Genomic DNA, 26847 nt, shown 5'->3' on the forward strand with positions numbered 1-26847 from the left:
TCACACGGGGCTAAGAGGGTTTGCGGGCGACGATGATGTCGCGGACGATCGCCTGGTCGACCCAGTGCTCGAAGTCGGGGTAGTCCATCACCTGGAGCCCCGCCCCGTCGAGGATCTGGGCCAGCTCCGAGCTCTTGCCGCCGTAGGTGTTCCACGAGATCCCCATCGCCCCGCCGGGGCGCAGCAGCTCGGCCCAGCCGGGCACGGCCTGCCGGAGCAGCTCCATCGGGCTGCGGGACAGCCCGCCGCCGCCCTTGCTGCCGTGCTGGACCCCGTAGGGCGCGTCGGTCACCAGGACGTCGAACGAACGCGGCTTGAAGAAGTCTCTGCTCTTGAGGGTGTCGGCGTTGACGACGGCCAGGTGCTGCACGTCACCGGCCTTGACCGCCTCCTTCGACAGCCCGAACGTGACGTTGAGCCGCCGCCCGACCAGGGCCCGCTCGCGCCGCACCGGCACGGTCTCGGCGGTGTGCTTGAGCCGCTTGTTGCGCAGCCAGGTCTTGATGAACCCGGTGTAGGCCTCGAAGTCCTTGCCGTCGACGTCGAGCCCGTAGGCGTCGTAGCCGTACATGAGGGCCTGGTTGAGCGTCGTGCCGCGCCCGCACAGCGGGTCGAAGACCGAGAGCCGCTCGCCCAGCCCCTTGGCCCCGGCCAGCAGGGTGACATTGAGCAGCAGCTTGGTGAAGTGCTCGTTGGTCTTGCCGGCGTATTTCTGGATGGTGATCAGGTCGCTGCTCAGCCGGTCGAGCGACGACATGGAGAGCGGCCGGAGCAGCTCGCCTTCCATCCCGAAAATCGCATAAACAGAGGAAAGATTCGACAAAAGAGAAATGTCCGGCTGTGTCAGCGGCTCGGATGTCTCGAAAGTCACATACGGCACACCGCCGATGGTGGTCTCCTCGCTGGCCGTGACCTTGCCGCCCAGGCCGTACATGCTGAAGACCGCCAGCTCACTCCTGGTCAGCCGGATGGAGCTCTCCCCGTAGACCCGGTTGAAGGCAGGCAGGATCAGAAGCGCGTAACGAGGCATGATGCCCGATCCTATCGCCCTCGATTGGAGCGAACGGTGACGCGCGTGGCAGGCTTGGGTGGGATTGATCCGCCACGAGCGAATGGGGCCTAGCGTGCAGGGTTCGGGAAGGTCTGTCGTCACCATCGGCGTGTACGACGGGGTTCACCGCGGGCACCGGCGGGTGGTCGAGCGCGCTGTCGCCATCGCCCGCGAGCGGGGGCTGCGCAGCGTGGCCGTCACGTTCGAGCCGCACCCCGACGAGGTCGTGCGGCCGGGGACGCATCCGCTGCGGCTCACCAGCCCCAGGCGCAGGGCCGAACTGCTGGCCGAACTCGGGGTGGACGAGATCGACGTGGTGGAGTTCACGCTCGACCTGTCGCGGACGAGCCCGGACGACTTCGTCCAGGCCGTGCTGGCCGAGCGGCTGGGCGCGGCCGTCGTCGTGGTGGGCGAGGACTTCCTGTTCGGGCACGAGGCCAGCGGGGACGTCGAGACTTTGCGGACGCTGGGCGACAAGTATGACTTCGAGGTGGAGGCCGTGCCCCTGCTCGACGCCGTCTCCTCCGCCTCGATCCGCGAGCGGATCGTCGCGGGCGACGTCGAGGGCGCCGGCGAGCAGCTCGGGCGGCCGCACCGGGTGGAAGGCGTGGTCGTACGCGGCTACCAGCGCGGACGCCAGCTCGGCTTCCCGACGGCGAACGTCGAGACCACCCAGCACACCGCCATCCCGGCCGACGGGGTCTACGCGGGATGGCTGGAGTGCGTGCCGATGGCCAATCTGCCCGCGCTCTACCAGGGGGAGCGGTGGCCGGCGGCGATCTCTGTCGGCACCAATCCGACATTCGAGGGAGTGCCGCGGACGGTCGAGGCTTATGCGCTGGATCGGGATGATCTAGAGCTTTACGGAGTGCACGTGGCGGTCGAATTCCACGCCCGGCTGCGCGGCAACACGCGATTCGACTCCATCGAGGCGCTGATCGAGCAGATTCACGCCGATGTCGACGCCGCCCGTCGCCTCACGAGCTGAAACCGCGAAATCGCGACGCGGATAAAGCAAGGAAAAGGAGCGCCCGAGCACTCCGCGTGAAGTGGTAACCTTGCATGTCGGCTCAGTAGCGGCGGCGCTGCGCGCTGCCCATGGCGGCCTTCACGCGGCGACTGTAGGCACGCACGGTCGTTCGCATTCTTCATCATCGTTCGCGTGCCCGTAGCTCAAAGGAGAGCCGTGTCCCTCGACACCGCTGCCAAGAAGTCCATCATCAGCGAATACGCGACGGCCGAAGGCGACACCGGGTCGCCCGAGGTGCAGATCGCACTGCTGAGCAAGCGCATCAGCGAGCTCACCGAGCACCTGAAGACGCACAAGCACGACCACCACAGCCGTCGTGGCCTGCTTCTGCTCGTCGGTCGCCGGCGTCGCCTGCTGAAGTACCTGCAGAAGGTCGACATCCAGCGCTACCGCTCGCTCATCGAGCGGCTCGGCCTGCGCCGATAGCATGAAAGGGAGCGGCGAACGCGCCGCTCCCTTCTCATATGGGTAGAGCCATATGGTCGGATATGTGGCGATGTGGATACGTTGTCACACCTGACCTACAACTGAAGATCCGAGACACACAGCCCCCGCGTCCGTTCAGCACCATGCGACCCGCGACGCCTGCGGGCCGGTCCTCGGTAGTGGCTTCCGGTAGGAATTTGACAGTGAAATGAGACCGGGCGCTTCGATCGAAGACCGGCGCTGCACCTAACGAGGGTGCCGGTGAGAAAAAGGGCGCGGGAGACCGACCACAAGGAGGTCCCCCGTGGAGGGTGTCCACACCGCTGAAGCCGTCATAGACAACGGCTCATTCGGCACGCGCACGATCCGGTTCGAAACCGGTCGTCTCGCGCGCCAGGCGGCTGGCTCCGCCGTCGCCTACCTCGACAACGACACGATGGTGCTTTCGGCCACCACCGCGTCGAAGTCCCCGAAGGAGAACTTCGACTTCTTCCCGCTCACCGTCGACGTCGAAGAGCGAATGTACGCCGCGGGCCGCATCCCCGGCTCGTTCTTCCGGCGTGAGGGCCGTCCCTCCGAGGACGCGATCCTCACCTGCCGCCTGATCGACCGGCCGCTGCGCCCGTCGTTCGTGAAGGGCCTGCGCAACGAGATCCAGGTCGTCGCCACGGTGATGGCGCTCAACCCCGACCATCTCTACGACGTGGTGGCGATCAACGCCGCCTCGCTGTCCACCCAGCTCGCCGGGCTGCCGTTCTCCGGCCCGATCGGCGGCGTGCGCGTCGCGCTGATCGACGGCCAGTGGGTGGCCTTCCCGACGCACCACGAGCTGGAGCGGGCCACGTTCGACATGGTCGTCGCGGGCCGCGTGCTCGAGGACGGCGACGTCGCGATCATGATGGTCGAGGCCGAGTCCACCAAGGACACGCTGAAGCTGGTCGCCGATGGGGCCGTCGCGCCCACCGAGGAGACCGTCGCGCAGGGCCTGGACGCGGCCAAGCCGTTCATCAAGGTGCTGTGCGAGGCGCAGTCGCGCATCGCGCAGGTCGCGGCCAAGGAGACGGCCGAATACCCGGTCTTCCTCGACTACCAGGAGGACGTCTACGCCGCGGTCGAGGCCGCGGTGAAGACCGAGCTGGCCGCCGCGCTGACCATCGGGGGCAAGCAGGAGCGCGAGAACGAGCTGGAGAAGGTCAAGGCGCTGGCCGCCGAGAAGCTCCTGCCCGAGTTCGAGGGGCGCGAGAAGGAGATCTCCGCCGCGTTCCGCTCGGTGATGAAGAAGCTCATGCGCGAGCGGGTCATCAACGAGGGCATCCGCATCGACGGCCGCGGCACCAAGGACATCCGCGCCCTTTCGGCCGAGGTCCACGTGGTGCCCCGGGTGCACGGCTCGGCGCTGTTCGAGCGCGGCGAGACCCAGATCCTGGGCATCACCACGCTCAACATGCTGCGCATGGAGCAGGTCATCGACACGCTCAACCCTGAGCGGACCAAGCGCTACATGCACAACTACAACTTCCCGCCCTACTCCACCGGTGAGACCGGCCGGGTGGGCTCGCCCAAGCGCCGCGAGATCGGTCACGGCGCGCTGGCCGAGCGGGCGCTGATCCCGGTGCTCCCGACCCGCGAGGAGTTCCCGTACGCCATCCGCCAGGTCTCCGAGGCGCTCGGCTCCAACGGCTCCACCTCGATGGGCTCGGTCTGCGCGTCCACGATGGCGCTGCTGGACGCGGGTGTGCCGCTCAAGGAGATGGTCGCGGGCATCGCGATGGGCCTGATCGGCGAGGGCGACACGTACGTCACCCTGACCGACATCCTCGGCGCCGAGGACGCCATGGGCGACATGGACTTCAAGGTCGCCGGCACCAAGGACGTCATCACCGCCCTGCAGCTCGACACCAAGCTCGACGGCATCCCCGCGAGCGTGCTCGCGGCCGCCCTCAAGCAGGCCAAGGGCGCGCGCCTGGCGATCCTCGACGTGATGCAGGAGGCGATCAACTCCCCGGCGGAGATGAACCCGACCGCGCCGCGCATCATCACCATCAAGGTCCCGGTCGACAAGATCGGCGAGGTCATCGGCCCCAAGGGCAAGATGATCAACCAGATCCAGGACGACACGGGCGCCGAGATCACCATCGAGGACGACGGCACGATCTACATCGGCGCCACCGACGGCCCGTCGGCCGAGGCGGCCCGTTCGGCGATCAACGCCATCGCCAACCCGCACATGCCGGAGGTCGGTGAGCGCTACATCGGCACGGTCGTCAAGATCGCGGCCTTCGGCGCGTTCATCTCGCTCCTGCCCGGCAAGGACGGCCTGCTGCACGTCTCCCAGATCCGCAAGCTGCACGGCGGCAAGCGCATCGAGAACGTCGAGGACGTCATGAGCGTCGGCGAGAAGATCCAGGTCGAGATCGCCGAGATCGACGCCCGGGGCAAGCTCTCGCTGGTGCCCGTCGAGGTCATCGAGAAGGAGGCCGCCGAGAAGGAGGCGAAGGCCGCTGCGGCCCCCGCCGAAGGCGCCGAGGCCCCGCAGGCCGAGGAGGCCGCCGCGGCGCCCGCCGAGGAGAAGTCGGAGCGGCCCCGCCGCACCCGCACCCGCGTGCGCACGCGCGGCAGCAGCGCCGACGGGGACGACCGAAACTCGTGACCGAGCGAAGCGAGGGAACCATTAAACGCAGCACCTTGGTCACGGGGCCGACGAAGGAGGCCCCGTGACGACTACCACGCTGCACCCCGGCCGGGACGGAGCCGGGGTGGTCAGGCGCACCGTCCTCCCAGGTGGGCTGCGCGTGGTGACCGAGACCATGCCGACCGTGCGTAGCGTCGCGGTCGGCATGTGGGTCGGCATCGGCTCGCGTGACGAGGCCCCCGAGCACATGGGGGCCACCCACTTCCTCGAACACCTGCTGTTCAAGGGCACCTCCACGCGCGACGCCATGGAGATCTCCGCCTCCATCGAGGGCATCGGCGGTGAGATCAACGCCTTCACCGCCAAGGAGTACACGTGCTACTACGCACGTGTGCTCGACGAGGACCTGCCGATCGCGGTCGACGTACTGGCCGACGTGGTGACCAGCTCGCTGGTGACCGAGGAGGACGTCGAGTCCGAGCGCGGCGTGATCCTCGAAGAGATCGCCATGCACGACGACGACCCCTCTGACGTGGTGCACGAGCAGTTCGCCGCCGCGCTCTACGGCGACTCGGCCATCGGCCGGCCCATCCTGGGCACGGTCGAGTCGATCAACGCCCTCGGGCGCGAGCGGATCGCCGAGTACTACCACCGCTACTACCGGCCCCGCCGCACGGTCGTGTCCGTCGCGGGAAACATCCGGCACGAAGAGGTCGTCGAGCTGGTCACCAGGGCCTACGAGCGGGCGGGCGCGCTGGGCGGCCCGGCCGAGTTCGCGCCCCCGCGCACCAGCGGTCCCGGGGCCGAGCTGCGTTCCGGCGTGCGGGTGCTCGACCGGCCGACCGAGCAGGCCAACCTGGTGCTCGGCACGACCGGCCTGTCCCGTACGGACGACCGCAGGTTCGCGCTGGGCGTGCTCAACGCCGCGCTGGGCGGCGGCATGTCGTCCCGGCTCTTCCAGGAGATCAGGGAGAAGCGCGGCCTGGCCTACTCCGCCTACAGCTACACCTCGGCCTACGCCGACACCGGCCAGTTCGGGATCTACGTGGGCTGCCTGCCGTCGAAGATCGACGACGTGCTCAAGATCTGCCGGGACGAGGTGTCCAGGGTGGTGGCCGACGGTCTGAGCGCCGACGAGATCATGCGCGGCAAGGGCCAGATGCGCGGCGGGCTCGTGCTCGGCCTGGAGGACACCGGCTCGCGCATGTCGCGCATCGGCAAGAACGAGCTCGTCTACGACGAGCTGATGTCGGTGGACGAGGTGCTGGCACGCATCGAGGCGGTCACTCCCGACGAGATCGACGAGGTGGCGCGGGACGTGCTCAAGCGGCCGCTCACGCTCGCCGTGATCGGCCCGTACGGCGACAAGGACTTCACCGAAGCCGTCCGCCCCTGAGGACAAACCCGCCACATGGGTCCTGAACGGCCACGACAGTGGACCGGCGGTCCCATGGGCGGGTTTTCTCGCTGGTATAGGGTTGGCCTGTGATCAGGGTAGGTGTGCTGGGCGCGCGCGGGCGCGTCGGCGTCGAAGTGTGCAAGGCGGTCGAGGCGGCCTCCGACATGGAGCTGGTGGCCGCGATCGACAAGGACGACTCCATCGAGGGGCTCGAAGGCGCCGAGGTGGTGGTCGACTTCACCCATCCCGACGTCGTCATGGGCAACCTCGAATGGGCGATCCGGCACGGCATCCACCCGGTGGTGGGCACGACCGGGTTCGACGAGGGGCGGCTGGAGACCGTGCGCGGCTGGCTGGCCGAGTCGCCAGGCACCCACTGCCTGATCGCGCCCAACTTCGGCATCGCGGCCGTGCTCATGATGCACTTCGCGCAGCAGGCCGCCCGCTACTTCGAGTCGGTCGAGATCGTCGAGCTGCACCACCCCAACAAGGCCGACGCGCCGTCCGGCACGGCCCGCCGCACGGCGGAGCTGGTGTCCGAGGCGCGCGCCAAGGCGGGGCTCGGCCAGATGCCCGACGCCACGAGCACCGCGCTCGACGGCGCCCGCGGGGCCGACGTCGGGGGCGTCCACGTGCACGCGGTGCGGCTGTCCGGCCTCATCGCGCACCAGGAGGTGCTGCTGGGCGGTGAGGGCGAGATCCTCACGATCCGGCACGACACGATGACCAGGGCGTCGTTCACGCCGGGCGTGCTGCTCGGGGTGCGCCGCGTACGCGAGCTCCCAGGCCTCACCGTGGGCCTCGAGCCGCTCCTCGACCTCTGACCTGCCTGGCCTCGGTAGGGGCCGCACACGACGTGCCCACAACCGTACGGTCGTGGGCACGTCGTGAGGAGAGGGCCCCGGCTCCGCACAGCCGGGCCTTACGATCATCAACATTAAAATATGAGCGGCGGGATCCGGCTCCACCATGAGATCGTGTCGGCATGGTGCGATGGGCCGAGGCAGGTGAGCTCTCCGGGCTGACCGCGATCGAGCTGGCGGCGGACAAGCTCTTCGAGCAGGTGGACATCGTTTTCCCGCCCGGCACCACCATGATCGAAGAGGTGGACGACCCTCTCAGGGTGCTGGTCGAGGGCACGCCTCCCACGGGGTTCGCGCTGATCGGCTGGGCGGACGGCAACCTGCACCTCGACCAGCTGGCCGTGCATCCCGACCACATGCGCCAGGGCATCGGCGGGCGGCTGATCGCGGCGGTGCTCGACCACGCGCGGGCCGCCGGGGCACCTGCCGTGACGCTGACGACCTACCGCGACGTGCCCTGGAACGCGCCGTGGTACACGCGGCACGGCTTCTCGGTGATGCCCGAGGAGGAGTGGGGCCCGGAGCTGCGCGCGCTGGTGGAGCACGAGCGGGAGCTGGGCATCGAGATCGCGCCCCGCGTGGTGATGCGCCACTAGGCCACGGGTCACGGGCGCCGTGCTCGGGGTGTCGCGCTCCCGGGCGCCGTGGTCAGGGGCGCGGCGCGCGGTTCGCGGCGAACCAGCCGGCGGCGTAGTCGACGGCGGCGGCGAGCGGGAACAACCGGGCCTGCGCCGCGCCGACCAGCCCCCGCCGCACGTCCCCGGTCCGTTCGAAGTCGGCCCCCAGGCGCGCGAAGTCGCTGTCGTCCACCTGCACGTCCTCGAACTCGCACCACGCCCGCCCCGCTCCGTCGTCCACCACGGCGCGGTAGCTGCGGCGCGGCGGGTCCGGGTGGTAGCGGTATTCGGCCAGGTGGAACGCGGTGCACTTGTCGTAGCCGACACCGAGCAGCAGGACGAGGGCGCCGGCCTCGTAGAGCCTGGCCAGCGGGGACCGCTCGCCCAGGAGACAGTCGCGGGCGTGATCGCCGGTGATGCGCGCCGCATGCGGGCCCACGGCGGCGAAGGACGTCTGCGGGTGCGCGCTGCGACGGGCATGCGGCGAGGTGCGGACGCACTCGGGGATCCGGCCCATCCGCACGGACGGGGTGGACCTGGGGTCGTAGGCGGGCATCCTGGACCGGAAGGCTTCGATCTCCTGCGTCGTCATGCCGCCCACGGCCGCGCGGTAGACCGGGGAGGTGTCGGAGTTGGCCGAGGTGCCGGTGGGCACCGCGAGCGTGCCGTCCGGCCCCAGCGACTCCCTCAGCGCCGCGACCACCGTGTGCTCCCCGCCCTCGACCCGGCCGATGCTGCTGAGTGAGGAGTGCAGCAGCACGACCTGCCCCGGCTCGACGCCCAGAGCGGAGAAATCCCGACTTATGCGGGCATAATTCACCATGACATTCCCTTTTGGGAGCACTCTCATGACCGGGCAGAGCCTCGCGCCAGCTTAAATGGCGGTTGAGGCGAGGTAGGCGTCCACCTCGGCCAGGTAGGCGTCCTTGAGGTGGCGGGGGAGCCAGGTGATCTCGAAGGCGTTCCGTTCGAGCTGGGCCAGCTCCTCACGGGAGAGCTGGAGCGCGCCGTGCAGCGCCTCGAGGTTTTCGGCCACGTAACTCGCGAAATAGGCGGGGTCGTCGGAGTTGACCGTCACCCGCACGCCCAGGTCCATCAGCTTGCGGATGCCCTCGGCCTTCATCGAGTCGGTGACGTAGCCGTTGGAGATCGGGCAGCAGGTCAGCCCCATGCCCCGCTCCAGGACGACCTCCACGAGCCGCTGGTCCTCCAGGATGTTGACGCCGTGGTCGATGCGGTTGACGCCGATGTCCTCGACGGCCTGGCGGATGTGCTCGATCGAATTTTCCTGGTCGACGTCGCAGTGCATGGTCAGGAGGTAGCCCTCCTGCCTGGCGCGCTCGTACACCGCCGCGAACTTGACCGGCGGGTTGCCCTTCTCGTCGGAGTCGAGCCCGACGCCCGCGATCCACTCCTTGTACGGCAGCGACTCCAGCAGCGTCGCCATCGCGTATTCGGCCTGGAAGTCACGCAGGAAGCACATGATGAGCTGCGCCCGCACCCCGAGCCGGGCCTCCGCGTCCATCAGCGCCCGCCGCAGCCCGCGGATCACCACGTCGAACGGCACGCCGCGCGAGGTGTGGGCCTGCGGGTCGAAGAAGATCTCGGCGTAGCGGACGTTCTGCTCGGCGGCCCTGCGCAGGTAGGCCATGGCCAGGTCGTAGAAGTCGGGCTCGGTGCGCAGGACCTGCATGCCCTCGTAGTAGACCTTGAGGAAGGACGGCAGGCTGTCGAAGGCGTAGGCGGCCCGCATCTCCTCGACCGACGAGTACGGCAGCTCCAGACCGTTGCGCCCGGCCAGCTCGAACTTGAGCTCGGGCTCCAGCGTGCCCTCGATGTGCAGATGCAACTCGCACTTGGGCAGTCCCGCGATGAAGTCCTTCACATGCCCAAGCTTAGAAGACGATCGCCAGCCCCACAGCGAACAGGAGCCCGTACGCCATCTGCAGCTTGCCCGTCTGCTGCAGCACCGCGATCAGCGCGGGGCCCACGGCCTTGCCCAGCACGGTCCTGATCGGGGGGATCGCCAGCGGCGCGGCCAGCAGCACGAGCGCGGCCCACGGTGTCACCGGGACCATCGCCAGCGCCACCACGAACGGCACCACCTGGCAGGCCACATAGAGCGCCCGGGTGCGCTCGGCCCCCAGCACCACGGCCAGCGTGCGCTTGCCGGACTGGCCGTCCGTCCCGACATCGCGCAGGTTGTTGACCACGAGCATCGAGCACGACAACAGCCCCACCGGGATCGAGGCGAAGAACGCGGGCCAGCTCAGCGACTCGGTCTGCACATATGCCGTGCCCACCACGGGGACGATCCCGAAGAAGACGAACACGGCTATCTCGCCCAGGCCGCGGTAGCCGTACGGGCGCTTGCCACCGGTGTAGAACCAGGCGGCGGCGATGCACGCCGCTCCCACCAGCAGGATCCACCACGCCTGCGTGACGACGACCAGGATCAGCCCCAGCACCGCCGCGACCGCGAAGCAGCCCAGCGCGGCGACCAGCACGTCACGCGGGCTCGCCGCCCGCGAGCCGACCAGCCGCATCGGGCCGACGCGCTGGTCGTCGGTGCCGCGTACGCCGTCGCTGTAGTCGTTGGCGTAGTTGACGCCGATCTGCAGCGACAATGCCACGAACAGCGCCAGGACCGCCCGCCACCACACGAAACCGCCCTCGCCGATCGCCACGCCCGTGCCCACCATGACGGGCACGACGGCGTTCGGGAGGGTGCGCGGACGGGCGCCCGCGATCCACTGGCCAGGGGTTGCCATGTCTGTCGTTCGTCCTCTAGCTGATGTCCGTCGTGAGCCTGATCATCCGGATCGGGCGGCCCATGTCGAGCACGCGTTCGGCCATGTCCTCGCCCCAGCCGGCCGACTCCAGGAAGCCCAGCACCGCGTAGTTGTCGGCGAACACCCAGGTGACGATCTGCCGGAAGCCGTCCTCGCGCAGGTAATCGACGGTCGCGTTGAGCAGCCGGCTGCCGTGGCCCCGGCGTACGAAATCGGGGTCGACCAGCAGCGTCAGCATCTCGGCCACCACGCTGGGGTCGAGGTCGGGGTCCTCCGCGGGAGCGTGGGAGGCCAGCCCCACCACGCGCTCACCACCACGGGGAGTGGACAGGGCGGCGCTGCCGCCCGCGCCCAGGGCGGGGAAGCCCTCGGTGTCGAGGATGGTCTCCACCGCCACCAGCACCCGGTGCCTGGGGGTGGGCGGGGCGACGATCGCCTCGTCCCACTGGCGCAGCCACATCTTCTCGGCCGCCGCGCCTGTCATCTGCTCGAGTGGGCCCTCGGGGAGGAAATCCCGATAGCCGTAGCGCCAGGCGCGGATCTGAGTATTCGCAACCTGGAGCACATCCTCGCGCCGGGCCGCCCGGACGCCTACGTCTGCCATCTCGGCCCGCTCCTTCGCCTGCCGTTCATGCCACAAGGCACGAGTTACACCGTATCGGTGTTTGACCCTTGGAGACGACGCGAACCCCTCTTCGCCGCCGATCTCGCCCAGAGCTTCCTCAGCCGGTTCGTGTCACCTCAGCCAACGCCCGGGCGAGTCGCCGTACCCCCTCATGCAACTCGGCCAGATGGGCGGCGGCGATGTGCGTGACCCGGATCCTCGGCCCCGGCGGCTCCGAGGGGTAGTACAGCCTGCCGGGACTCACCAGCGCGCCGTTCCGCCTGGCGGCCTCGACCAGCGCGTTCTCGTCGACCTCGGCGGGCAGGCGCACCCACAGGTGCATCCCGCCGATGGGCAGCAGATGCACCTCCGCCCCCGGCAGGTGGGTGGCGAGCGCGGCCGCGAGGGCGTCGCGCCTGGTCCTGATCTCGCTGTGCACCGTCGCCAGATGCCGCGGCCAGGCCGGCGACCCCACGAACTCCAGCGCCGTCTCCTGCAGCGGCCTGGCCACGAAGAACGACTCCACGAGCTGGCTCGCCCGCAGCCGGTGCGCGGCGGGCCCCCTGGCGATCACGGCCGCCACCCGCAGGCTCGGCGACAGGATCTTCGTCAGCGATCTCACGTGGACGACGGTGCCGTGCTGGTCCATGGAGGCCAGGGACGCGGGCGCCTGCTCGGTCAGGTAACGCGCGAAGTCGTCCTCGACCACGAACGCCCCCGCCGCCCTGGCCACCTGCAACACCTGCTCCCTGCGCTCCACCGGCAGGGTGGCCCCCGTCGGGTTCTGCAGGGTGGGCTGGCAGAAGAACACCCTTGCCCCCGTGACGGCGAACGCCTCGGCCAGCAGCTCGGGACGTACGCCGTCCCGGTCGACGGGCACGGCTGTGGGCCGCAGCCCGGCCGCCCTGGCCGCCGCGAGCGCGCCCGGGTAGCTGGGCGTCTCGACCAGCACCGGCGTGCCCGGAGCCGCCAGCGCCCGGAACGCATGAGTGAGCGCCGCCTGCCCCCCGCTCACGATCAGCGCGTCGGCCGCGGTCAGGTCGCCCCCGGTCTGCCTCGCGAACCACCTGCGCAGCTCCTGAAGCCCCGCCAGGGGCGGCATGGCCCACGCGTCCGGCCTGCGCACGGCCCGCGCCGCCGCGGCCCCCAGCTGCTTGTCCGGACGCAGGCCCGCCGGCAGATACCCGCCGGTGAGGGGCACCACCCCTTCGGCCGCCGCCCCCAGCAGCGTCGCCACGGGCTCCTCGTCGACCACCCGGTCCCCGAGCGCCACGGTCTGCCACGAGAGATCGACCGCCTCCTGCGCGGCGGTCACCTGCGGGGTCACGAACACCCCGCTGCCGGGCCGGGCGACCACCCTGCCCTCGGCGGCCAGCTGTCCGATGGCCCTGGACACGGTGACGGGGGAGACGTTGTGCCGCCGCATGATCTCCCGGCTGGACGGCAGCCGCGCACCGGGTCCCACCCGGCCGGCCTCTTCGCGCAGTATCGCGGCGATCTGGGCGATACTGCTATCGTTGTCCATGAAGAGACAGAATAGCGCTACTGCTCCTGGCGGAGTAGCACTCCCTCCGGTCGTGGACCGCGCCGCACAGGGCACCGCCCTGGCCTTCCTGGGCGTTCTGGCCTTCTCCGGCTCCTTCCCCGCCACCGTGTACGCCATGGAGGGCTTCCATCCGTGGCTGGTGGCGATCGGCCGAGCAGGCGTAGCCGGATTTATCGCGCTTGCCTGCCTTAAATTTGCAAAAATCCCCATAATTCCGCAAAGGCGTGATTGGCCGGCGTACGCCCTCATCTCGCTGGGTGTGGTCTTCGGTTTCCCCGTCTTCAGCGGCCTGGCCCTGGCCCTGGGCGCCAGCACGTCGCACGCCGCCGTCGTGATAGCCCTCCTCCCGGCCGCCACCGCAGCCTGCGCCGTCCTCAGGGCGGCGGAACGCCCCCGCCCCCTCTTCTGGGCGGCCTGCGCGGCGGGCGCCCTGGCCATCACGGCCTTCACCCTCACCCAGAACCAGGGCATGCCCACCTGGCCCGATCTGCTCCTGGTGGGCGCGCTGCTGTCGGCCGCGATCGGCTACACGGAGGGCGGCCGGCTGTCCAGACGGACGCCGGGCTGGCAGGTCATCTCCCACACCCTCGTCCTCTCCCTCCCTCTCACCGTCCCCCTGACCGTGGGGCTGGCCCTCCTCACCCCGATCACCCCGACCCCCCACGCGATAGCGGGCTTCGCGTACGTGTCGCTGATCTCGATGTTCCTAGGCTTCATCCCCTGGTACGCGGGCCTGGCGAGGGGCGGCATCGCCAGGGCCGGGCAGACCCAGCTCACCCAGCCGCTCCTCACCCTGGTCTGGGCCTGGTTCCTGATGGGGGAGCGGTTCGGCCCGGCCACGGTGGCGGCCGCGCTGGCCGTGCTCGTGTGCGTGGCCATCACTCAGCGTGCCCGTACTTGAAAGGCGTGACGCCGCCCCGCAGGATGGGAGAGGAGGTGTCACAACAATGGCGGACCTCACGATCCCAGAGGGCGGCTTCTGGCCCGCGCCGGAGATCCCGCAGCCCAACATCTATCCCATGGAATGGCGGGTAGAGACCGAGAAACTCGCCGCGATCTACGAAAAGTCCAAGCGCGTGGTCTGGAACCCGGCCGACCTGCCCTGGGACGGCCTGGACCCGGACGACTTCACCCGAGAACAGCGGCTGGGAATCATGTACTGGTTCGCGGTCCTGGCGAACTTCGACGCGTCGGGGCCGGCGGTGTTCGCCCGCGCCACGATCCAGGCCTTCGAGAAGCACGAAGAGGACCCGGTCAGGAAGTGTTTCTTCTCGATCACCCGGGACGAGATGAACCACGAGGAATGCTGCCAGCGCACCATCGCCAAACTGTGGCCCGGCGGCCCGCTCGACTGGACCCCGTCGGACGACCTCGAAAGGGCCGCCCACAACAACATCGGCTGGCTCTACCACAACGGCGGCCGCTACTGGAACGGCTACACCTCCGCCGTCGGCAAATATTCGCTCCCCGTCCTCTTCACCAGCTTCATGATGGGGGAAATGGCCGCCTCGACGCTGTTCAGAGGAATGTCGTCGGGCACTCAGCATCCGGTCTTCAGCGAGATGTTCCAGCGAATAGGCAGGGACGAGTCCCGCCATCTCCAAATCTGCATGACCATTCTTGAGAACGAATGGCCGGGGCTCACCGACGAGACCCGTACCCTCATCACCCGCCAGCTCAGAGCGGGCTTCGTGTTCCTCAGCATGATTCTCTGGGAGCCGCCCGGGGGTTTCTGGGACCTGCCGCCGTACTTCCTGCCCAACCACCGCGTTCTCATGGACCACGCCAGGCAGGCGGGCCTGGGGGTGCTGTCGTACGAGGAACAGGCGGAGAACTGGCGCGTGGCCATGGCCAGGATCCGCGCGATCGTGGAACGCTGGGGCATCGCCTTCCCCGCCATTCCCGAGCTGGACCTGGAAGGCGTGGAGGTGGACATCATCGATCCGGAGGACATTATCCCGGTCTTCTAATATGCGTCCTATGTGGCCACGCATCGACGGACTCAGAGTTCTGGAGTTGGGCACGCCCGGCGCGCTCCGTACCGAGCTGACCGACCTGACGCTGGCGGGCGAGAAAACGGCCACGGCCGGCCTGCTGCCCCTCGACTACCACGCCGAGGGTGAGGAGGTGGAGCACGTCGGCGAGCGCCTGGTCCTCGTGGGCGACTCGGGTACGCGGGTGGCCGAGATAGAGATAACGCGGGTGGAGCTGACCCCGTTCGCGGCAGTCACCTGGGAGTTCGCCCAGGCCGAAGGCGAGGGCTTCCGCTCGGTGGAGCACTGGCGCGAGGCTCATCGCCGCTACTGGAAGGGCGAGGGGTACGAGGTGGACGACTCGACCATGGTGGTGTGCCTCCGGTATCGCGTCGTGAATCAGGAAGTGGGCCGGCGCTCCTCGGGCGACACGTAACTGCCGCGGTGCGGGACGGTGAACACCCATCCCTGCTCCCGCAGCAGCGCTATGGCACGCCGTACGGTCTCGCGCGCGGCGCCGTAGTGGCGCACCAGCGTCACCTCGCGCGGCAGCGGCCGGTGCGCGGCGAGCTCGCCGGCCTTGATGCGGTTCGTGAGCTCCTCGGCGATCTGCCGGTAGAGCGGAACCTGCTCGGCGCCCTCGCCGGGGGAACTGACGAATGTGCCCTCGCCTTGACGAGTGTGGACCAGCCCCTGATTTCGCAGCACCCGAATCGCCCGGCGCGCCGTGGTCCGGGCCACCCGGAACTCCCGCTGGATCCCCGCCTCGCTGATCACGAGATCGCCTGGGGAGAGTTCGCCGGTTATGCGTGACTTGAGGACTTCGCTGATCTGAAGATAGAGGTACGTGTCACCCGAGCGATCCAGCACGTCTCAATGATATACAAGCAGCCTGAGATAGGGAGGGCGATTAAGAATCCCTATTCCTGGGCCACTTTTCCGGCTCATTCACAAAAGTGCCCCTATAAGGGACGGTGAACACCCATCCCTGCTCCCGGAGATGCGCGACCGCCTGCCGTACCGTCACCTTGGCGACGCCGTATTGCCGCATCATCACTTTCTCACCGGGAATAGCACGGTTCGGCGAGATCTCGCCACGGATGATACGCAGGGAGACCTCCGTGGAGATCTGCTGATACAGCGGCACCTTCCTCGGTGACCGCGGCGTCCCCGGGCGGCCGACGAACGTCCCTTCGCCCTGAATGGTGTGCGCCAGCCCCTGCTCCCGCAGTTCGCGAGCCACCCGGCGGGCCGTGGTGCGCGCGATGTCGTAATCCTTCTCGAGCGTCGCCTCGCTGGGCACCGGGTCGCCGGCTTTGAGTTCACCCCGCTCGATCTGATCGCGCACGAGGTCAGCGACCTGCTTGTAGATAGGCACGGGCCCTTCGCGATCTAACACGGTACGGATCGTAGACGAAACCGTACAGACCTGCACAAGGAAAACGTCTAATGGAAGGGTGGATACGTGCTCAAAACATACGCACCCAGCATGACGCGAGAACCGACGGCTATCCGGGAGGCTCATCGGCGCATCCGTCCGTGAAGCCGTGGTGCCCCGCACCACGTTGTCACCCAGCGACAGAAAACCGGCGACCCGGGCCTTCTTCCAATCGAAGCAACTCAGCCGGCCACCCGCGACGCGCTGGCAGCGGAAACACCCGCTGGCCCGGTAGGCAACTGCGGTGAAGATTCCTTCCCTCGGCCGCCGTCGCATAAGCCCGTCCCCTACATCGCTCACCGGATCCAGCCGCAACGTGACCTTGCGGCAACGTGGCCCTGCCCCATTCCGCCCGCAACACGCCCCCGGCGACCTTCTTCTCCCCGTGAGGCGCCGCACTCACCCCAGCCGCAGTGGGACGCAAGGCGCATTTGGGTACAAGGCAGCACGGTGGGGCTATCGGGCGCTCTCGTGCGTGGGCCACTTTTCAGGCTCATTCACATAAGTCCCTCTGTAAGGGACGGTGAACACCCATCCCTGCTCCCTGAGATGAGCAATGGCCTTCCGGACCGTGACCTTGGCAACCCCGTGCCGCAGCATCAAGGTCGTATCGCTCGATATCGAGCAGTTCGGCCGGAGCTTGCCGCGCCTGATTTTCGCAGCGATCTCATGAGCGATGTCCAGGTAGAGAGCCCTCTTCGGCCTGATCCGAGGAATGCCGACAGGCCCGACAAAAGTGCCCTCGCCTTGAACGGTGTGGACGAGGCGACGCTCGCGCAGCTCCCGAACCACGCTACGTGCGGTCGATCGCGCGATGCCGAACCTCGCCTCCAACGCCGCCTCGCTCGGCACGGCCTCGCCGGCTCTCAACCGCCCGCCGACGATCTGCTCTTGGATCGCGTCGGCAATCTGTACGTAGATCGGGACCGGCCCGTCGCGGTCGAGCATGCCCACAGCGTAGACGTCTGGATACAAGCAGGCGAGCACAGTCAGGCCTGGGGCCACGACTCCTTCGGCGACACGTAACTGCCTCGCTGCGCAACCGTGTAGATCCACCCTTGCTCCCGCAGGAGCGCCATGGCGCGCCGCACGGTCTCCCGGGCTACGTCGTACTGCTCCACCAGTGCCGACTCACCCGGTATGGGGCGCCGCGGCAAGAAACGTCCTTCCTTGATCTGCTCCGCGATGTCCGTCGCGATCTGCTGGTACAGAGGGACTTTCCGCTGCTTACGAGGCGCTTCGTCCGGCCCGCCGACAAAGGTCCCTTCGCCCTGGACGGTGTAGATGAGCCCTTCTTCGCGAAGTACGTGCACCGCCCGCCTGGCAGTGGTCCTGGCGACGCCGAACTCCTGCTGAATGTCCGCCTCGCTCGGCACCGGGTGTCCGGACGCGAGGCCGGAGACTCGTTGCCGGAGGATCTCGGCGATCTGGAGGTAGATGTGGGTGTCCCCGTCGTAGTCGAGCACGCCTGCAACTTAGACCAACAGGTGCAAGCCCTCCCATATCGTTCTGTCCGTTTAGACAGAGCACCCCTACCTGCTAGACAAGAGGAGACGACCAGACGTATGGTTCACCCATGCCCAAGCCCCTCGACTGGCCCTGCTGTGAGATCGCGGTTCATGTCGCGGACCCGCAGCCCGACCACATGGTCATCAGATGGGATCCCGCATTGCCGCACCCCGCACGGGTGCGAGTCCGGGACTACACGTGCGCTTGCAAGCCGACGTTCTACGAGCTGTGCCAGAGCGGCGGCCTGTACTTCATCCGCAGGACTCGTCGCAGTGGTCAGAAGGTGGTGATCGACGAAAGTGTCTGGACCACTCACGCAGCGATCCTGGCTATTTGGGCCCGCTTGTTGGACGGGACTGCCATTTGATCGCAAATGTCACGTTCTATCAGATGATGAGCAGGCCGGGTTGGTCTTGTTCAGCCGGATCCGGCGGAAGGCTCGGTCACGTCCACGGACGTGGTGTATGAATCGATCTTCGTGTGATCCTGTTTATGCAGGTTAAGCGGTAAGTGTCTGCGGGATCGGGCTCTGGGTTGGTGTGTCGCCAGGGATCACCCGGACACGAGCCTTGGCCAGGACGTCCAGGCCCATGTAGCGGCGGGCTTCGACCCATTCGTCGGTCTGCTCGGCCAGCACCGCGCCGATCAGGCGGATGATGGCGGGCCGGTCGGGGAAGATGCCGACCACGTCGGTGCGGCGGCGGATCTCCTTGTTCAGTCGTTCCTGCGGATTATTGGACCAGATCTGAGGCCAGATCTCGCGCGGGAAGACGGCGAAGGCGAGCAGGTCCTCACGGGCGGCGTCCAGATGCTCAGCGGCGGCCGGGTGCCTGGCCTCCAAGGCGGCCAGGACCCAGGTGTGCTGGGCGCGCACCGAGGCAGCGTCGGGCTGGTCGAAGATGGTGCGCACCAGCGTGGCCACGAACGGCTGCGCAGAACGAGGGACCACAGTCAGCAAATTTCGCAGGTAGTGAAGCCGCCAAGAAATAAGGCGTCGCTTTGTGATCTTGGGCTCGTTGGGATGGTATGGCCATCTCAAGCAACGTCCGCGACCAGCTTTGTTTGAAGTTCGAGGTTCTGCTGCCTCATCTGAACGAGCGTCAGCGACGGCTGATGCTGGCGAGCGAGGCCCGGCTGCTGGGGCACGGCGGGGTGCGGGCCGTGGCCCAGATCGCCGGGGTCAGCGAAACCACTGTCCGCAAGGGCGTGTTCGAACTGGAAGACGGCGCCGACCCGCTCCCTGGCCGCCGGATCCGGCGCACTGGTGGAGGGCGCAAGAGCGTCGAGCACCTGGACCCGAGAGTGGTGCTCGCACTGCTGGCGCTGGTCGAGCCGGACGAGCGCGGCGATCCGGAGTCGCCCCTGCGGTGGACGACCAAGTCGCTGCGCAATCTGGCGGAGGAACTGACCCGCCAAGGGCATCCGGTGTCGCTGCCGACGGTTGGCCGGTTGCTGCGCGACAACGGGTTCAGCCTGCAGGGCAACGCCAAGACCCTGGAGGGCGAGCAGCATCCGGACCGGGACGCACAGTTCCGATACATCAACCAGCAGGTCAAAGACCACCAGACGGCCGGAGAGCCGGTGATCAGCGTCGACACCAAGAAGCGCGAGCAACTGGGGCGGCTGCCCAACGCCGGGCGGGAGTGGCGCCCCAAGGGCGACCCGGTTCGGGTGGAAGACCACAGCTTCTTCTTCACCGGCCCGGACGTCGCGCAGGCCATCCCGTACGGGATCTACGACATCATCGCCGACACCGGCTGGGTCAACGTCGGTATTGACCACGACACTTCCGCGTTCGCGGTGGCGTCGATCCGCCGCTGGTGGCATGCTCGCGGCCGGACCGACTACCTGGACGCGACCAGGCTGCTGATCACCGCGGACGCCGGCGGCTCCAACGGCTATCGCACCCGGGCGTGGAAGGCCGAACTGGCCACGCTGGCCGCCGAGACGGGCCTGGACATCACCGTATGTCACTTCCCGCCGGGCACATCGAAGTGGAACAAGATCGAGCACCGACTGTTCTCCCACATCACCCTCAACTGGCGCGGCAGGCCGCTGACCAGCCACGAGGTCGTCGTGAAGACCATCACCTCCACCCGGACCCGCACCGGACTGCGCGTCGAGGCTGAGCTCGACACCGGCGAGTATCCACTGGGTATCTCGGTCAGCAAGGCTCGCTTGGCGGCACTGCCGATCGAGCCCCACTCGGCCCGCGGGAAGTGGAACTACACCATCCACCCTCACAGCCAGACACCCACCGGCCAGGACGCCGTCACCGACGATCCCGCACTCACCCGGGCCCACGCCCTGGGGATCCTGACCGACCCGGCGCTGACGGGCATGACCCGCCAACACCTCGACGAGCTGGCTGAACGGCTGGCTCCCGCGCAGGCTGCCCAGACCGAACAACGCACCTACCAACAGCGCGGCGGCCGACGCCGCCGCGCCAAAGGCGCCGGCATCCGCCCACTGCTGTCACACGCCGACCAAGTCCTGATCACCGTCGTCTATCTGCGGCAGATCTGCTCTCAGAAGATCTTGTCGGAGTTACTCGAGGTCAACCCGAATTCGATCGGACACGCCGTCGCCGAGACCCGCAAGCTCCTGGACGAACAGGGCCGCGCCATCAAGCCGACGACGCTCCGCTTCACCACTGCCAAGGCGTTGTTGAACTTCCGGAACTCCGGCACTACGCCCAGCCGGCCGCAGGTCCCCCACACCCTGTCCGATCCCTGCCTGACCGGCATGAGCCGCCAGGAGCTGCGGCAGGTGATCGAACGGCTAGCTCCTCTCCAGTCCGCCCAGCTCGAACGGCACCGCTACCAGCGGACGCCTTCCCGGAGCCCGAGGTGGCGTCTTCCAACAGAAGATCACCGACGCTGAACGCGTCCTCGTGACCATCCTTTACCAGCGGAAAGTTTGCACCCGGCAGGTGCTGGCCGACCATGCTCAGCCCGGTCGTGGTGGGATGCTTCGCACGATGACTTCGTGGCTGGTGAGCGGTTTGTCGGCGGCAGTTCATCGCGGTGTGGCGGAACAACCGGTGCTCGATATGGTTCTATTTGGATATTTTGTGAGGAAATGGCGGGCTGGGCGGCGAGTTCGGCTTTCCATGCTCGGGTGCGATATCCGTGGAGTCATCCGCAGTGAGGCTTTTGCATCCCCCTGGCGGCGGGTTGCTGGTCACAGCATGATCGCGAGCCTGGGTGTTCGCCTGACGACGCAAGAAACCCCTGGTAGATGGATTGATCACCACAACCGGATCCGTCACACCCAGGGGCCTCCGATGCTTTTCTATCGTGCCGCCGTCGATTTGTGGCATCAGACCCTGAACTACGTCGCCGGAGTCATCCGGCGGCACCGTAAGGCCATCGGGTCGATCTGGCGGCGACTCAACCCCGGCCGGCAGGCCCTGCTGGTGCTGGTCTACCTGCGCAAGGGCGAGACGTTCACCGAGCTCGGGGCCGGGTTCGGAGTATCGACGGCGACCGCGTGGCGGTATGTGGAGGAGACCGTGATGTTGCTGTCGGCCCGCTCGCCCAAGCTCGGCCAAGCGCTGCGCCAGGCGAAGCGGGATAGGTTGCACTACCTGGTGCTGGACGGCACGCTGATCCGCAGTGATCGGATCGCCGCCGACCGTCCGTACTTCTCCGGCAAGCACCGCGTGCACGGCATGAACGTCCAGGTCATCGCCTCCCCGAACGGGACGATCCGGTGGACCTCCGGAGCGCTTCCCGGCGGGGCGCACGACCTGAGCGCCGCCCGCATCTGGGGCATCCTGCGCGCGCTGGCGGAGGCGGGGATCATCACCCTGGCAGATAAGGCCTATCAAGGGGCCGAAGGTCCGGTCGTCACCCCGTACAAGGGCAAGAACAAGCCCGAGTCCCAGAAGCAGGCCAACCGCTCCCAGGCCCGCCTTCGCGGCCCCGGTGAACGAGTGAACGCCCAGCTGAAGAGCTGGAAGATCCTCCGCAAGCTACGCTGCAGCCCCAGCAAGGCCGGCCACCTGTGCAAGGCCATCGCTGTCCTTCAGAATCACCGAGTTGGGCAGGCAGCGTGAGGATGAAAAGCATTCAGTGATCGGTGGGGGTCTTACATCCGGGTAGATGCCCCGTCCGGTGCCGTTCCGTCAGCGGCGGATGGACTCCACGGCGAATGCGGCGGGTGTCGTGGTCAATGCCGACGTTGACCCGGCCGCTATCGGCGGCCAGGTCGTAAATGCGGGTTTCCCATCGCGGCACGCCCTGCGGACAGGGCTCTCATCGCTTGCCGCGGGCGTGGTGAAGATGGACAGGTGTCCGGTTCGCGCTTTGGCCGCCGAGCGCGCGAACCGGACACCCTAGGTGATGGCACACGCAGGTGCCATCGGGGGCGCACCTTGCAATCCCAGGCGACGCGCCTGCCCGAACGCCCGCCGAAGAGCGCCCGGGCTTCGCCTGGGATCGGTGCGAGTGACAGGCATGGCCCCGAGCCCTCCGGAGGCAAGGGACCATGCCACGGCGAGTAATGGCCGGCTGACGTCCGTAACGGCCTACCCGCGGTATTAGATTCTCATGGCCGTCACTTGGAAAACTGCAGTTCGGCGCTATACACAGGATGATTCCCTTTGGTGTTCGGTGGGTTCATGGTCCCTAGAGGAATCGATTTATGTAGGGATTCGCCGCCAGGCGGCGTCCGTGATGATCAGGTGGTCGAGGAGCCGTAGCCCCACTGTCTCGGCAGCTCGGACGAGTTGCGCCGTGGCCTCGAGGTCGGAGGCGCTCGGTTCGAGCGAGCCGGCCGGGTGGTTGTGGGCGAGGCCGAACATGGCCCCGCTCGCGGTGAGCACCTCCGTGATCACCTCTCGGATCGGCACCACCGTATGGTCGGATGCGCCTTCGGTCAGGACCGAATGCTTCAGCACCCTGCCACGGGTATCGCACACGACCAGGACGAGCCGCTCCTGCTTGCGTCCGCGGAGCAGTGGGGCGCAGTGGTTGGCGAGGTCGGATGTGCTGGTGATCCGTTCGCGCTCCGGCCACGCATCCGCGCGGCGTACGAGATGGAAGGCCGCGGCGACTCGCGCGGCCTTGGCGGGGCCCACTCCGGGCACGGCGAGTAACCGATGCGGGTCCGAACGGCGGAGGCCATCGAGATCTCCGCAGTGCTTGATCACCTGGCTGGCCAGATCCAGGGCACTCGACCCACGAAATCCCGAGCCGAGCAGCACGGCCAGCAGTTCACGGTCCGCCAGCGCGGCGGCGCCGCTGGCCATGAGCCGTTCGCGTGGCCGGTCGCTCTTGGACAGGTCTTTGACTCGCATCGGCAACCTCCGCGACCGTTGTATCAGCGCGCACCGACAATCTCTGACCTGCACTTTTGCCGGGAATCCAGCATCCGTCGCCGGATGAGGGAAATGTGTCAGCCCGGCGCGCGGTCGGCCTCGGCGATCAAGGCGAAGGCACTTTTGCTGGGCATCTCGTACGGTGACATCGGTCGCCCGTTCTCCAGCCACCACGTGATCGCCTGCACGAACATCCCGCCCGTCAGCGTCGCCACCAGGCCGTCCGACGTGGGGAGCGGGGCCAGGTGCTGGGCGACCATGTTCGAGAGCGAGGACTGCATCTTCGCCGCGAACCACGGGCTGCCTTTCTTGCCGAGCAATGCGCCGTACAAACGCCGATATTCGGCGACATGTGCAAAGAACGCGGCCCAGTGCTCGATCGGGACCGCTCGTCATCATCGCCCATGCTGCCCAGCGGTGCCTCCATGGCCTCGTCGAAGATTTGCTCCACGAGGTGATACTTATCGCGATAATTCCGATAAAAACGGCGCGGCTCACCACGGCTCGTTCGGTGATCTCGCCCCCGGTGAGGCGCTCGAACCCGCGTTCCTCGATGAGCTCGACCAGCGCGTCCTGTAGCAGCTTTCGTGCACGGCGGCCCCGGACGTTGTCGGCTGACTAAGGCAAATCCCGCTCCTTGTCCAGGTCGATACATTTGCCCCAAAACTACGACTGGCCAGCCCACCGGCGGCGTCAGCAGCATGAGGCCCGGACAATATGGCTGGATGTGAGACACATTGTCTCGCAGAGGATGACCAGAGAGCGCTCGTGGCCAAGCAGTACGGCCCGCCAGTTTTCCCCATCGACGACCATCCCGTCCCTGAGCCGGGCCCCGTGCAGCTCCAGGTACGGGCGCGCGCAGCCGCGATCAACCCGGCCGACCTGCTGCTGGCCGATGGCACCGTGCGCGACCTGGTGCCGTTGGACTTCCCGCACATTCCGGGCACCGACTTCGCCGGAACCATGACGACGCCCGGCCCGATGTGGACGGCTTCGAGGTGTTCGGGTTCGGCGCCCCGCCGTCGTACGCGGAGAACGTGGGAATCGCCGCGGTCGCTTCGGGGGGCGATGGCCGAGTACGCGGTCGTCACCGTCGGTGACTACCTGGCCAAACGGCCTGACGCGCTGTGCCCCAAGATGGCGCCGGCGCTGCCCAGCATGGGGATGACCGGGCTCCCGGTGGTCGAGGCCGACGAGTTCGAGCCGGGCGAGGGTGCTGATGATCGCCGCAGGCGGGGGCATCGGCAGCTGATCGCCGCGGGCGGGGGGCATCGGCAGCGTCGTGGTGCCGATACTGGCCGGGTGGATGGAGGCCATCGCGACCGCAGCCGGCGGGGATGAAAGTTATGTCCGCAAGCTCGGAGCAGGGAGCTTGATCGACTATCTCGTGGCCGATGTCGCCGAGGAGAAACTGCGCCGTCATCCGGGTAACGTCGACGCGGTCATCAACCTGGCGCTCAGGGGCGAACTATTGATCGCGGCGGCCAGGGCGATCCAGCCTGGAGGGCGCCTGCTCAGCGGCTACAGCGTGAAGCGGGCGGGGCGAAAGTTCGGGGATGGACTTCGCTGGGTGGCGGCGCTTGGTCAAGGAATGATCGCCTGTGGCGCTCGGGCAGCGGCTGTGGAGCTTCCTGGGGATATCGATGGAGCCGTATAGCCCCCGCAGCGGGCTACCTCACCGCCACGCCTTTGACAGCCAGCTTGCGGGAGATCGACTCCAACTTCTGCTCGATGAACGGAGCCTCGGCCAGCCGCGCGCCCCTCGGCGGCGAGCTGCTCTCGAGCCAGGTAAGCGCCTCGTCTCGGCTGGCGCCGCCTGGCGCAACATTGGCGTCACCGCCCTGCGGACGCTTCGCAACAACGCACACCTGCGGCCTGGCGACGACCTGCTCGTCGTCGTTGGGGCCGGCAGGGTGTGGGCAGCCTCGCGCTCCAACGCGGCGGGGTGTGGGCGGCATCGCGCTCCAACATGGCTAGGCCATGGGGCGGCGGGGTGTGGGCGGCATCGCGCTCCAACTCGGCCGGGCCATGGGTGCCAAGCGCACCACCAGCGCCTTGAACGCGCAGCTCTGCCGCGATCTGGGGCCGCCGCCCACGTGATCGACTATGCGGCTCGTGGCAAGCCCGACGAGGAGTTCGATGGGGTTCTCGACGCCTACGGCGGTTCGCCGGCCGCGTGCCACCACCTGCTCGATCGCGGAGGCCGGATGACCACGTCTGCGGACGGGATGACGTTCGCGCTGCCGAGGGCCCGGCGTGTACGCCTGATGACGGCCCGCTCCCGCAGCGCTCGCAGAATTCGTAGATCAGGGGAAGAAACGCCCGATCGTAGACCGGATTGACCCGCTGGAGAGCCTTGCGGAGGCTTGCCGCGCCGTCGAAGCCGGCCCCGGCCGCCGAAAGGATGCCATCGCCGCCATACGCCGACTGAGGGGCTCCGGGCGAGAAGGGGCTTCGCCCGGAGACGCCCGTGTCCGAGAGATCAGACGGGCATGCTGTACGTGACTCTGAACCGGTCGCCTGGAACGACGATGTCGCTCGTCTCGACGGGACGGTCACCTGCCCAGTGGGTGCGTTCGATGTGCAGCACGTGGACGCCCGCCGCCAGATCGAGCGCGTCGCTCTCCGCGGGGCGCGGAACCCGGGTGTGCACGCTCTCGACGACTTCGGTGATCTTTATGCCGTGCGCGTACATCCTCGCGACCAGGCTCCGCCGCTCCTCCTCGGAGTGGGGGGTGAACTCCAGCGGCTCGTACGACGTGGCCAGCTGCAGCGGTTTGCCCTCGCCGCGAAAGATGAAGTGCGTTCTGGTCAGCGTGGTCGACTCGCTGAGGCGCAGGCGTTTGGCGATGTCGGGGCCTGCTTCGGTTGGTTCGCTGTGCCAGTCCCATGTCACGCGTCTGCCCTGTGACTGAAGGTCGGCCGCGAACGGAGCCGGATGATCAAGAAAGCGCCATCGGTAGAGCGAGGTCAGATCGGGGCGTTCTCTGACGTAATGGCCCGAGCCCACGCGGCCGATGATGAGGCCTTCGCCCGCGAGCACGCGTAGCGCGTGCCGGGCGGCGGTCTCTCCGACCTGATATTTACGGGTCAGCTGCGCTCGTGATGGGATCGGCGCGCCGGGGGGAAGGGTGCCGTCGGTGATCTGCCGCCGAATGTCTTCGACGACACGCAGGTAGACCGGATCTGAGGTGGCCACTAGTCCATCCCTGGGGGTTCGTGTGAGGCGTTGCCCCATGTTGCCGTATTCGGCAGGTAACCGACCGTCATCGATGGCCGTTGGAGCCCCAACTTTGCGATGGCAGAAAATTATCGGAGAAACCCTGTAACGCCGGTGTAAGACGGTCCGATTCTCCGGTAGAGGTCGTCGATGTGTGTACCCCCGAGCACATATCGGCGACCTCTTCCAATTCGCGCACCTGAGGCTTCGGCAGCGCCCTGACCAGCGTGTGACCTGGCCGAACATGGCTGCTTACCTGGTCTTCTGGATGCACCCGCATCGTCCGGCTGGCGCCCTGCCGGTCGAGACCCGCGATGGGCGTAGACCTCGGAAGCGCGGTGAGTGCGCCGCCCCTCGAACGATCCTGACCCGGCGAGACGCCTGCCCGCACGTTACCTCGTCCGGAGCGCGATGGCGCGGGTCT

Annotated in this window: 26 protein-coding genes and 2 pseudogenes; 14 read left to right on the plus strand and 14 right to left on the minus strand. The window is 67.8% G+C overall.

The features are described from left to right. Positions 1 to 10 precede the first annotated feature (10 nt). On the minus strand, positions 11 to 1030 hold the full coding sequence (locus ACIBI9_RS15845) for a TRM11 family SAM-dependent methyltransferase (RefSeq protein ID WP_397222779.1): 1020 nt from the start codon (positions 1028 to 1030) through the stop codon (positions 11 to 13). An 82-nt stretch (positions 1031 to 1112) separates the two neighbouring features. On the opposite strand from ACIBI9_RS15845, the gene ACIBI9_RS15850 reads away from it, so the two are divergent. From ACIBI9_RS15850 to ACIBI9_RS15875, 6 genes are all read left to right on the plus strand, one after another. Next, positions 1113 to 2039: a bifunctional riboflavin kinase/FAD synthetase gene (locus ACIBI9_RS15850; protein WP_397222780.1), complete on the plus strand. Its 927-nt coding sequence runs from the start codon at positions 1113 to 1115 to the stop codon at positions 2037 to 2039. Positions 2040 to 2237: 198 nt separating this feature from the next. Continuing rightward, the gene (gene rpsO / locus ACIBI9_RS15855) at positions 2238 to 2507 is read left to right on the plus strand and encodes a 30S ribosomal protein S15 (protein WP_132592555.1); all 270 of its coding nucleotides are present in this window, start codon (positions 2238 to 2240) and stop codon (positions 2505 to 2507) included. 304 nt (positions 2508 to 2811) lie between these two features. After that, complete coding sequence (locus ACIBI9_RS15860) at positions 2812 to 5157, plus strand: polyribonucleotide nucleotidyltransferase (protein ID WP_397222781.1); 2346 nt, start codon at positions 2812 to 2814, stop codon at positions 5155 to 5157. A gap of 64 nt (positions 5158 to 5221) precedes the next feature. Next, positions 5222 to 6535: a M16 family metallopeptidase gene (locus ACIBI9_RS15865; protein WP_397222782.1), complete on the plus strand. Its 1314-nt coding sequence runs from the start codon at positions 5222 to 5224 to the stop codon at positions 6533 to 6535. Positions 6536 to 6624: 89 nt separating this feature from the next. Beyond that, on the plus strand, positions 6625 to 7362 hold the full coding sequence (dapB, locus tag ACIBI9_RS15870; protein WP_397222783.1) for a 4-hydroxy-tetrahydrodipicolinate reductase: 738 nt from the start codon (positions 6625 to 6627) through the stop codon (positions 7360 to 7362). A 161-nt stretch (positions 7363 to 7523) separates the two neighbouring features. Then, on the plus strand, positions 7524 to 7997 hold the full coding sequence (locus tag ACIBI9_RS15875) for a GNAT family N-acetyltransferase (RefSeq protein ID WP_397222784.1): 474 nt from the start codon (positions 7524 to 7526) through the stop codon (positions 7995 to 7997). A 52-nt stretch (positions 7998 to 8049) separates the two neighbouring features. Here ACIBI9_RS15875 and ACIBI9_RS15880 read toward each other — a convergent pair whose 3' ends face one another. The 5 genes from ACIBI9_RS15880 to ACIBI9_RS15900 all read right to left on the minus strand — a co-directional run bounded on the left by ACIBI9_RS15880 (position 8050) and on the right by ACIBI9_RS15900 (position 12939). Beyond that, complete coding sequence (locus ACIBI9_RS15880) at positions 8050 to 8841, minus strand: aminoglycoside N(3)-acetyltransferase (protein ID WP_397222785.1); 792 nt, start codon at positions 8839 to 8841, stop codon at positions 8050 to 8052. A 51-nt stretch (positions 8842 to 8892) separates the two neighbouring features. After that, the gene (locus tag ACIBI9_RS15885) at positions 8893 to 9903 is read right to left on the minus strand and encodes an adenosine deaminase (protein ID WP_397222786.1); all 1011 of its coding nucleotides are present in this window, start codon (positions 9901 to 9903) and stop codon (positions 8893 to 8895) included. A gap of 10 nt (positions 9904 to 9913) precedes the next feature. After that, positions 9914 to 10789: a 1,4-dihydroxy-2-naphthoate polyprenyltransferase gene (locus ACIBI9_RS15890; protein ID WP_397222787.1), complete on the minus strand. Its 876-nt coding sequence runs from the start codon at positions 10787 to 10789 to the stop codon at positions 9914 to 9916. 16 nt (positions 10790 to 10805) lie between these two features. Further along, positions 10806 to 11414: a GNAT family N-acetyltransferase gene (locus ACIBI9_RS15895; RefSeq protein WP_397222788.1), complete on the minus strand. Its 609-nt coding sequence runs from the start codon at positions 11412 to 11414 to the stop codon at positions 10806 to 10808. Between the two features lie 118 nt (positions 11415 to 11532). Then, the gene (locus tag ACIBI9_RS15900) at positions 11533 to 12939 is read right to left on the minus strand and encodes a PLP-dependent aminotransferase family protein (RefSeq protein ID WP_397222789.1); all 1407 of its coding nucleotides are present in this window, start codon (positions 12937 to 12939) and stop codon (positions 11533 to 11535) included. Between ACIBI9_RS15900 and ACIBI9_RS15905 the strand changes: the two genes are divergently transcribed. From ACIBI9_RS15905 to ACIBI9_RS15915, 3 genes are read left to right on the plus strand one after another with little or no spacing between them, the layout of a single operon-like run. Next, on the plus strand, positions 12938 to 13861 hold the full coding sequence (locus tag ACIBI9_RS15905) for a DMT family transporter (RefSeq protein WP_397222790.1): 924 nt from the start codon (positions 12938 to 12940) through the stop codon (positions 13859 to 13861). The two genes, ACIBI9_RS15900 and ACIBI9_RS15905, sit on opposite strands and share 2 nt — an antisense overlap. 46 nt (positions 13862 to 13907) lie before the next feature. Beyond that, positions 13908 to 14930 carry a hypothetical protein gene (locus ACIBI9_RS15910; protein ID WP_397222791.1) on the plus strand — a complete coding sequence of 341 codons (1023 nt, stop codon included), beginning with the start codon at positions 13908 to 13910 and terminating at the stop codon, positions 14928 to 14930. Between the two features lie 10 nt (positions 14931 to 14940). Further along, the gene (locus ACIBI9_RS15915) at positions 14941 to 15369 is read left to right on the plus strand and encodes an ASCH domain-containing protein (RefSeq protein WP_397222792.1); all 429 of its coding nucleotides are present in this window, start codon (positions 14941 to 14943) and stop codon (positions 15367 to 15369) included. On the opposite strand, the gene ACIBI9_RS15920 is transcribed toward ACIBI9_RS15915, so the two are convergent. The 4 genes from ACIBI9_RS15920 to ACIBI9_RS15935 all read right to left on the minus strand — a co-directional run bounded on the left by ACIBI9_RS15920 (position 15333) and on the right by ACIBI9_RS15935 (position 17837). After that, positions 15333 to 15803, minus strand: a complete 471-nt coding sequence (locus ACIBI9_RS15920) for a GntR family transcriptional regulator (RefSeq protein WP_397222793.1) — start codon at positions 15801 to 15803, stop codon at positions 15333 to 15335. The two genes, ACIBI9_RS15915 and ACIBI9_RS15920, sit on opposite strands and share 37 nt — an antisense overlap. Before the next feature lie 40 nt (positions 15804 to 15843). After that, complete coding sequence (locus ACIBI9_RS15925; RefSeq protein WP_397222794.1) at positions 15844 to 16332, minus strand: GntR family transcriptional regulator; 489 nt, start codon at positions 16330 to 16332, stop codon at positions 15844 to 15846. Positions 16333 to 16827: 495 nt separating this feature from the next. Continuing rightward, entirely contained in the window at positions 16828 to 17319 is a 492-nt protein-coding gene (locus ACIBI9_RS15930; protein ID WP_397222795.1) for a GntR family transcriptional regulator, read from the minus strand. Positions 17320 to 17360: 41 nt separating this feature from the next. Further along, positions 17361 to 17837 (minus strand): GntR family transcriptional regulator, encoded by a 477-nt coding sequence (locus ACIBI9_RS15935; protein ID WP_397222797.1) that lies wholly within the window; start codon positions 17835 to 17837, stop codon positions 17361 to 17363. Positions 17838 to 17947: 110 nt separating this feature from the next. On the opposite strand from ACIBI9_RS15935, the gene ACIBI9_RS15940 reads away from it, so the two are divergent. Further along, positions 17948 to 18247, plus strand: coding sequence for a hypothetical protein (locus ACIBI9_RS15940; RefSeq protein ID WP_397222798.1), 300 nt, complete (start codon positions 17948 to 17950; stop codon positions 18245 to 18247). 132 nt (positions 18248 to 18379) lie between these two features. On the opposite strand, the pseudogene ACIBI9_RS15945 reads toward ACIBI9_RS15940, so the two are convergent. Beyond that, positions 18380 to 18859: pseudogene (locus tag ACIBI9_RS15945) on the minus strand (transposase); the annotation flags it as partial. Positions 18860 to 18906: 47 nt separating this feature from the next. Here ACIBI9_RS15945 and ACIBI9_RS15950 point away from each other — a divergent pair. Both ACIBI9_RS15950 and ACIBI9_RS15955 read left to right on the plus strand, forming a co-directional pair. Then, positions 18907 to 20547 (plus strand): annotated as a pseudogene (locus ACIBI9_RS15950) (ISAzo13 family transposase); the annotation flags it as partial. Between the two features lie 619 nt (positions 20548 to 21166). Then, on the plus strand, positions 21167 to 21940 hold the full coding sequence (locus ACIBI9_RS15955) for a transposase family protein (protein WP_397222799.1): 774 nt from the start codon (positions 21167 to 21169) through the stop codon (positions 21938 to 21940). Between the two features lie 585 nt (positions 21941 to 22525). On the opposite strand, the gene radC is transcribed toward ACIBI9_RS15955, so the two are convergent. Both radC and ACIBI9_RS15965 read right to left on the minus strand, forming a co-directional pair. Then, a complete protein-coding gene (gene radC, locus ACIBI9_RS15960; RefSeq protein ID WP_397222800.1) occupies positions 22526 to 23182 on the minus strand; it encodes a DNA repair protein RadC in 657 nt (218 codons plus the stop codon). 98 nt (positions 23183 to 23280) lie between these two features. Next, on the minus strand, positions 23281 to 23535 hold the full coding sequence (locus ACIBI9_RS15965; protein ID WP_397222801.1) for a TetR-like C-terminal domain-containing protein: 255 nt from the start codon (positions 23533 to 23535) through the stop codon (positions 23281 to 23283). Between the two features lie 436 nt (positions 23536 to 23971). Here ACIBI9_RS15965 and ACIBI9_RS15970 point away from each other — a divergent pair, with 436 nt between their 5' ends. Next, positions 23972 to 24544, plus strand: coding sequence for an alcohol dehydrogenase catalytic domain-containing protein (locus tag ACIBI9_RS15970; protein WP_397222802.1), 573 nt, complete (start codon positions 23972 to 23974; stop codon positions 24542 to 24544). 31 nt (positions 24545 to 24575) lie between these two features. Further along, entirely contained in the window at positions 24576 to 24860 is a 285-nt protein-coding gene (locus ACIBI9_RS15975; protein ID WP_397222803.1) for a hypothetical protein, read from the plus strand. A gap of 825 nt (positions 24861 to 25685) precedes the next feature. On the opposite strand, the gene ACIBI9_RS15980 is transcribed toward ACIBI9_RS15975, so the two are convergent. After that, a complete protein-coding gene (locus ACIBI9_RS15980; RefSeq protein ID WP_397222804.1) occupies positions 25686 to 26402 on the minus strand; it encodes a GntR family transcriptional regulator in 717 nt (238 codons plus the stop codon). Between the last annotated feature and the right edge of the window lie 445 nt (positions 26403 to 26847).

Source organism: Nonomuraea sp. NPDC050451 (genome assembly GCF_044458585.1).

Excerpts from the sequence above, each read along its gene's own strand:
- ACIBI9_RS15845 (WP_397222779.1), bottom strand. The coding sequence starts at position 1,030 with ATGCCTCGTTACGCGCTTCTGATCCTGCCTGCCTTCAACCGGGTCTAC.
- ACIBI9_RS15850 (WP_397222780.1), top strand. The coding sequence starts at position 1,113 with ATGGGGCCTAGCGTGCAGGGTTCGGGAAGGTCTGTCGTCACCATCGGC.
- ACIBI9_RS15875 (WP_397222784.1), top strand. The coding sequence starts at position 7,524 with ATGGTGCGATGGGCCGAGGCAGGTGAGCTCTCCGGGCTGACCGCGATC.
- ACIBI9_RS15880 (WP_397222785.1), bottom strand. The coding sequence starts at position 8,841 with ATGGTGAATTATGCCCGCATAAGTCGGGATTTCTCCGCTCTGGGCGTC.
- ACIBI9_RS15890 (WP_397222787.1), bottom strand. The coding sequence starts at position 10,789 with ATGGCAACCCCTGGCCAGTGGATCGCGGGCGCCCGTCCGCGCACCCTC.
- ACIBI9_RS15895 (WP_397222788.1), bottom strand. The coding sequence starts at position 11,414 with ATGGCAGACGTAGGCGTCCGGGCGGCCCGGCGCGAGGATGTGCTCCAG.
- ACIBI9_RS15905 (WP_397222790.1), top strand. The coding sequence starts at position 12,938 with ATGAAGAGACAGAATAGCGCTACTGCTCCTGGCGGAGTAGCACTCCCT.
- ACIBI9_RS15900 (WP_397222789.1), bottom strand. The coding sequence starts at position 12,939 with ATGGACAACGATAGCAGTATCGCCCAGATCGCCGCGATACTGCGCGAA.
- ACIBI9_RS15910 (WP_397222791.1), top strand. The coding sequence starts at position 13,908 with ATGGCGGACCTCACGATCCCAGAGGGCGGCTTCTGGCCCGCGCCGGAG.
- ACIBI9_RS15915 (WP_397222792.1), top strand. The coding sequence starts at position 14,941 with ATGTGGCCACGCATCGACGGACTCAGAGTTCTGGAGTTGGGCACGCCC.
- ACIBI9_RS15930 (WP_397222795.1), bottom strand. The coding sequence starts at position 17,319 with ATGCTCGACCGCGACGGGCCGGTCCCGATCTACGTACAGATTGCCGAC.
- ACIBI9_RS15940 (WP_397222798.1), top strand. The coding sequence starts at position 17,948 with ATGCCCAAGCCCCTCGACTGGCCCTGCTGTGAGATCGCGGTTCATGTC.
- ACIBI9_RS15955 (WP_397222799.1), top strand. The coding sequence starts at position 21,167 with ATGCTTTTCTATCGTGCCGCCGTCGATTTGTGGCATCAGACCCTGAAC.
- radC (WP_397222800.1), bottom strand. The coding sequence starts at position 23,182 with ATGCGAGTCAAAGACCTGTCCAAGAGCGACCGGCCACGCGAACGGCTC.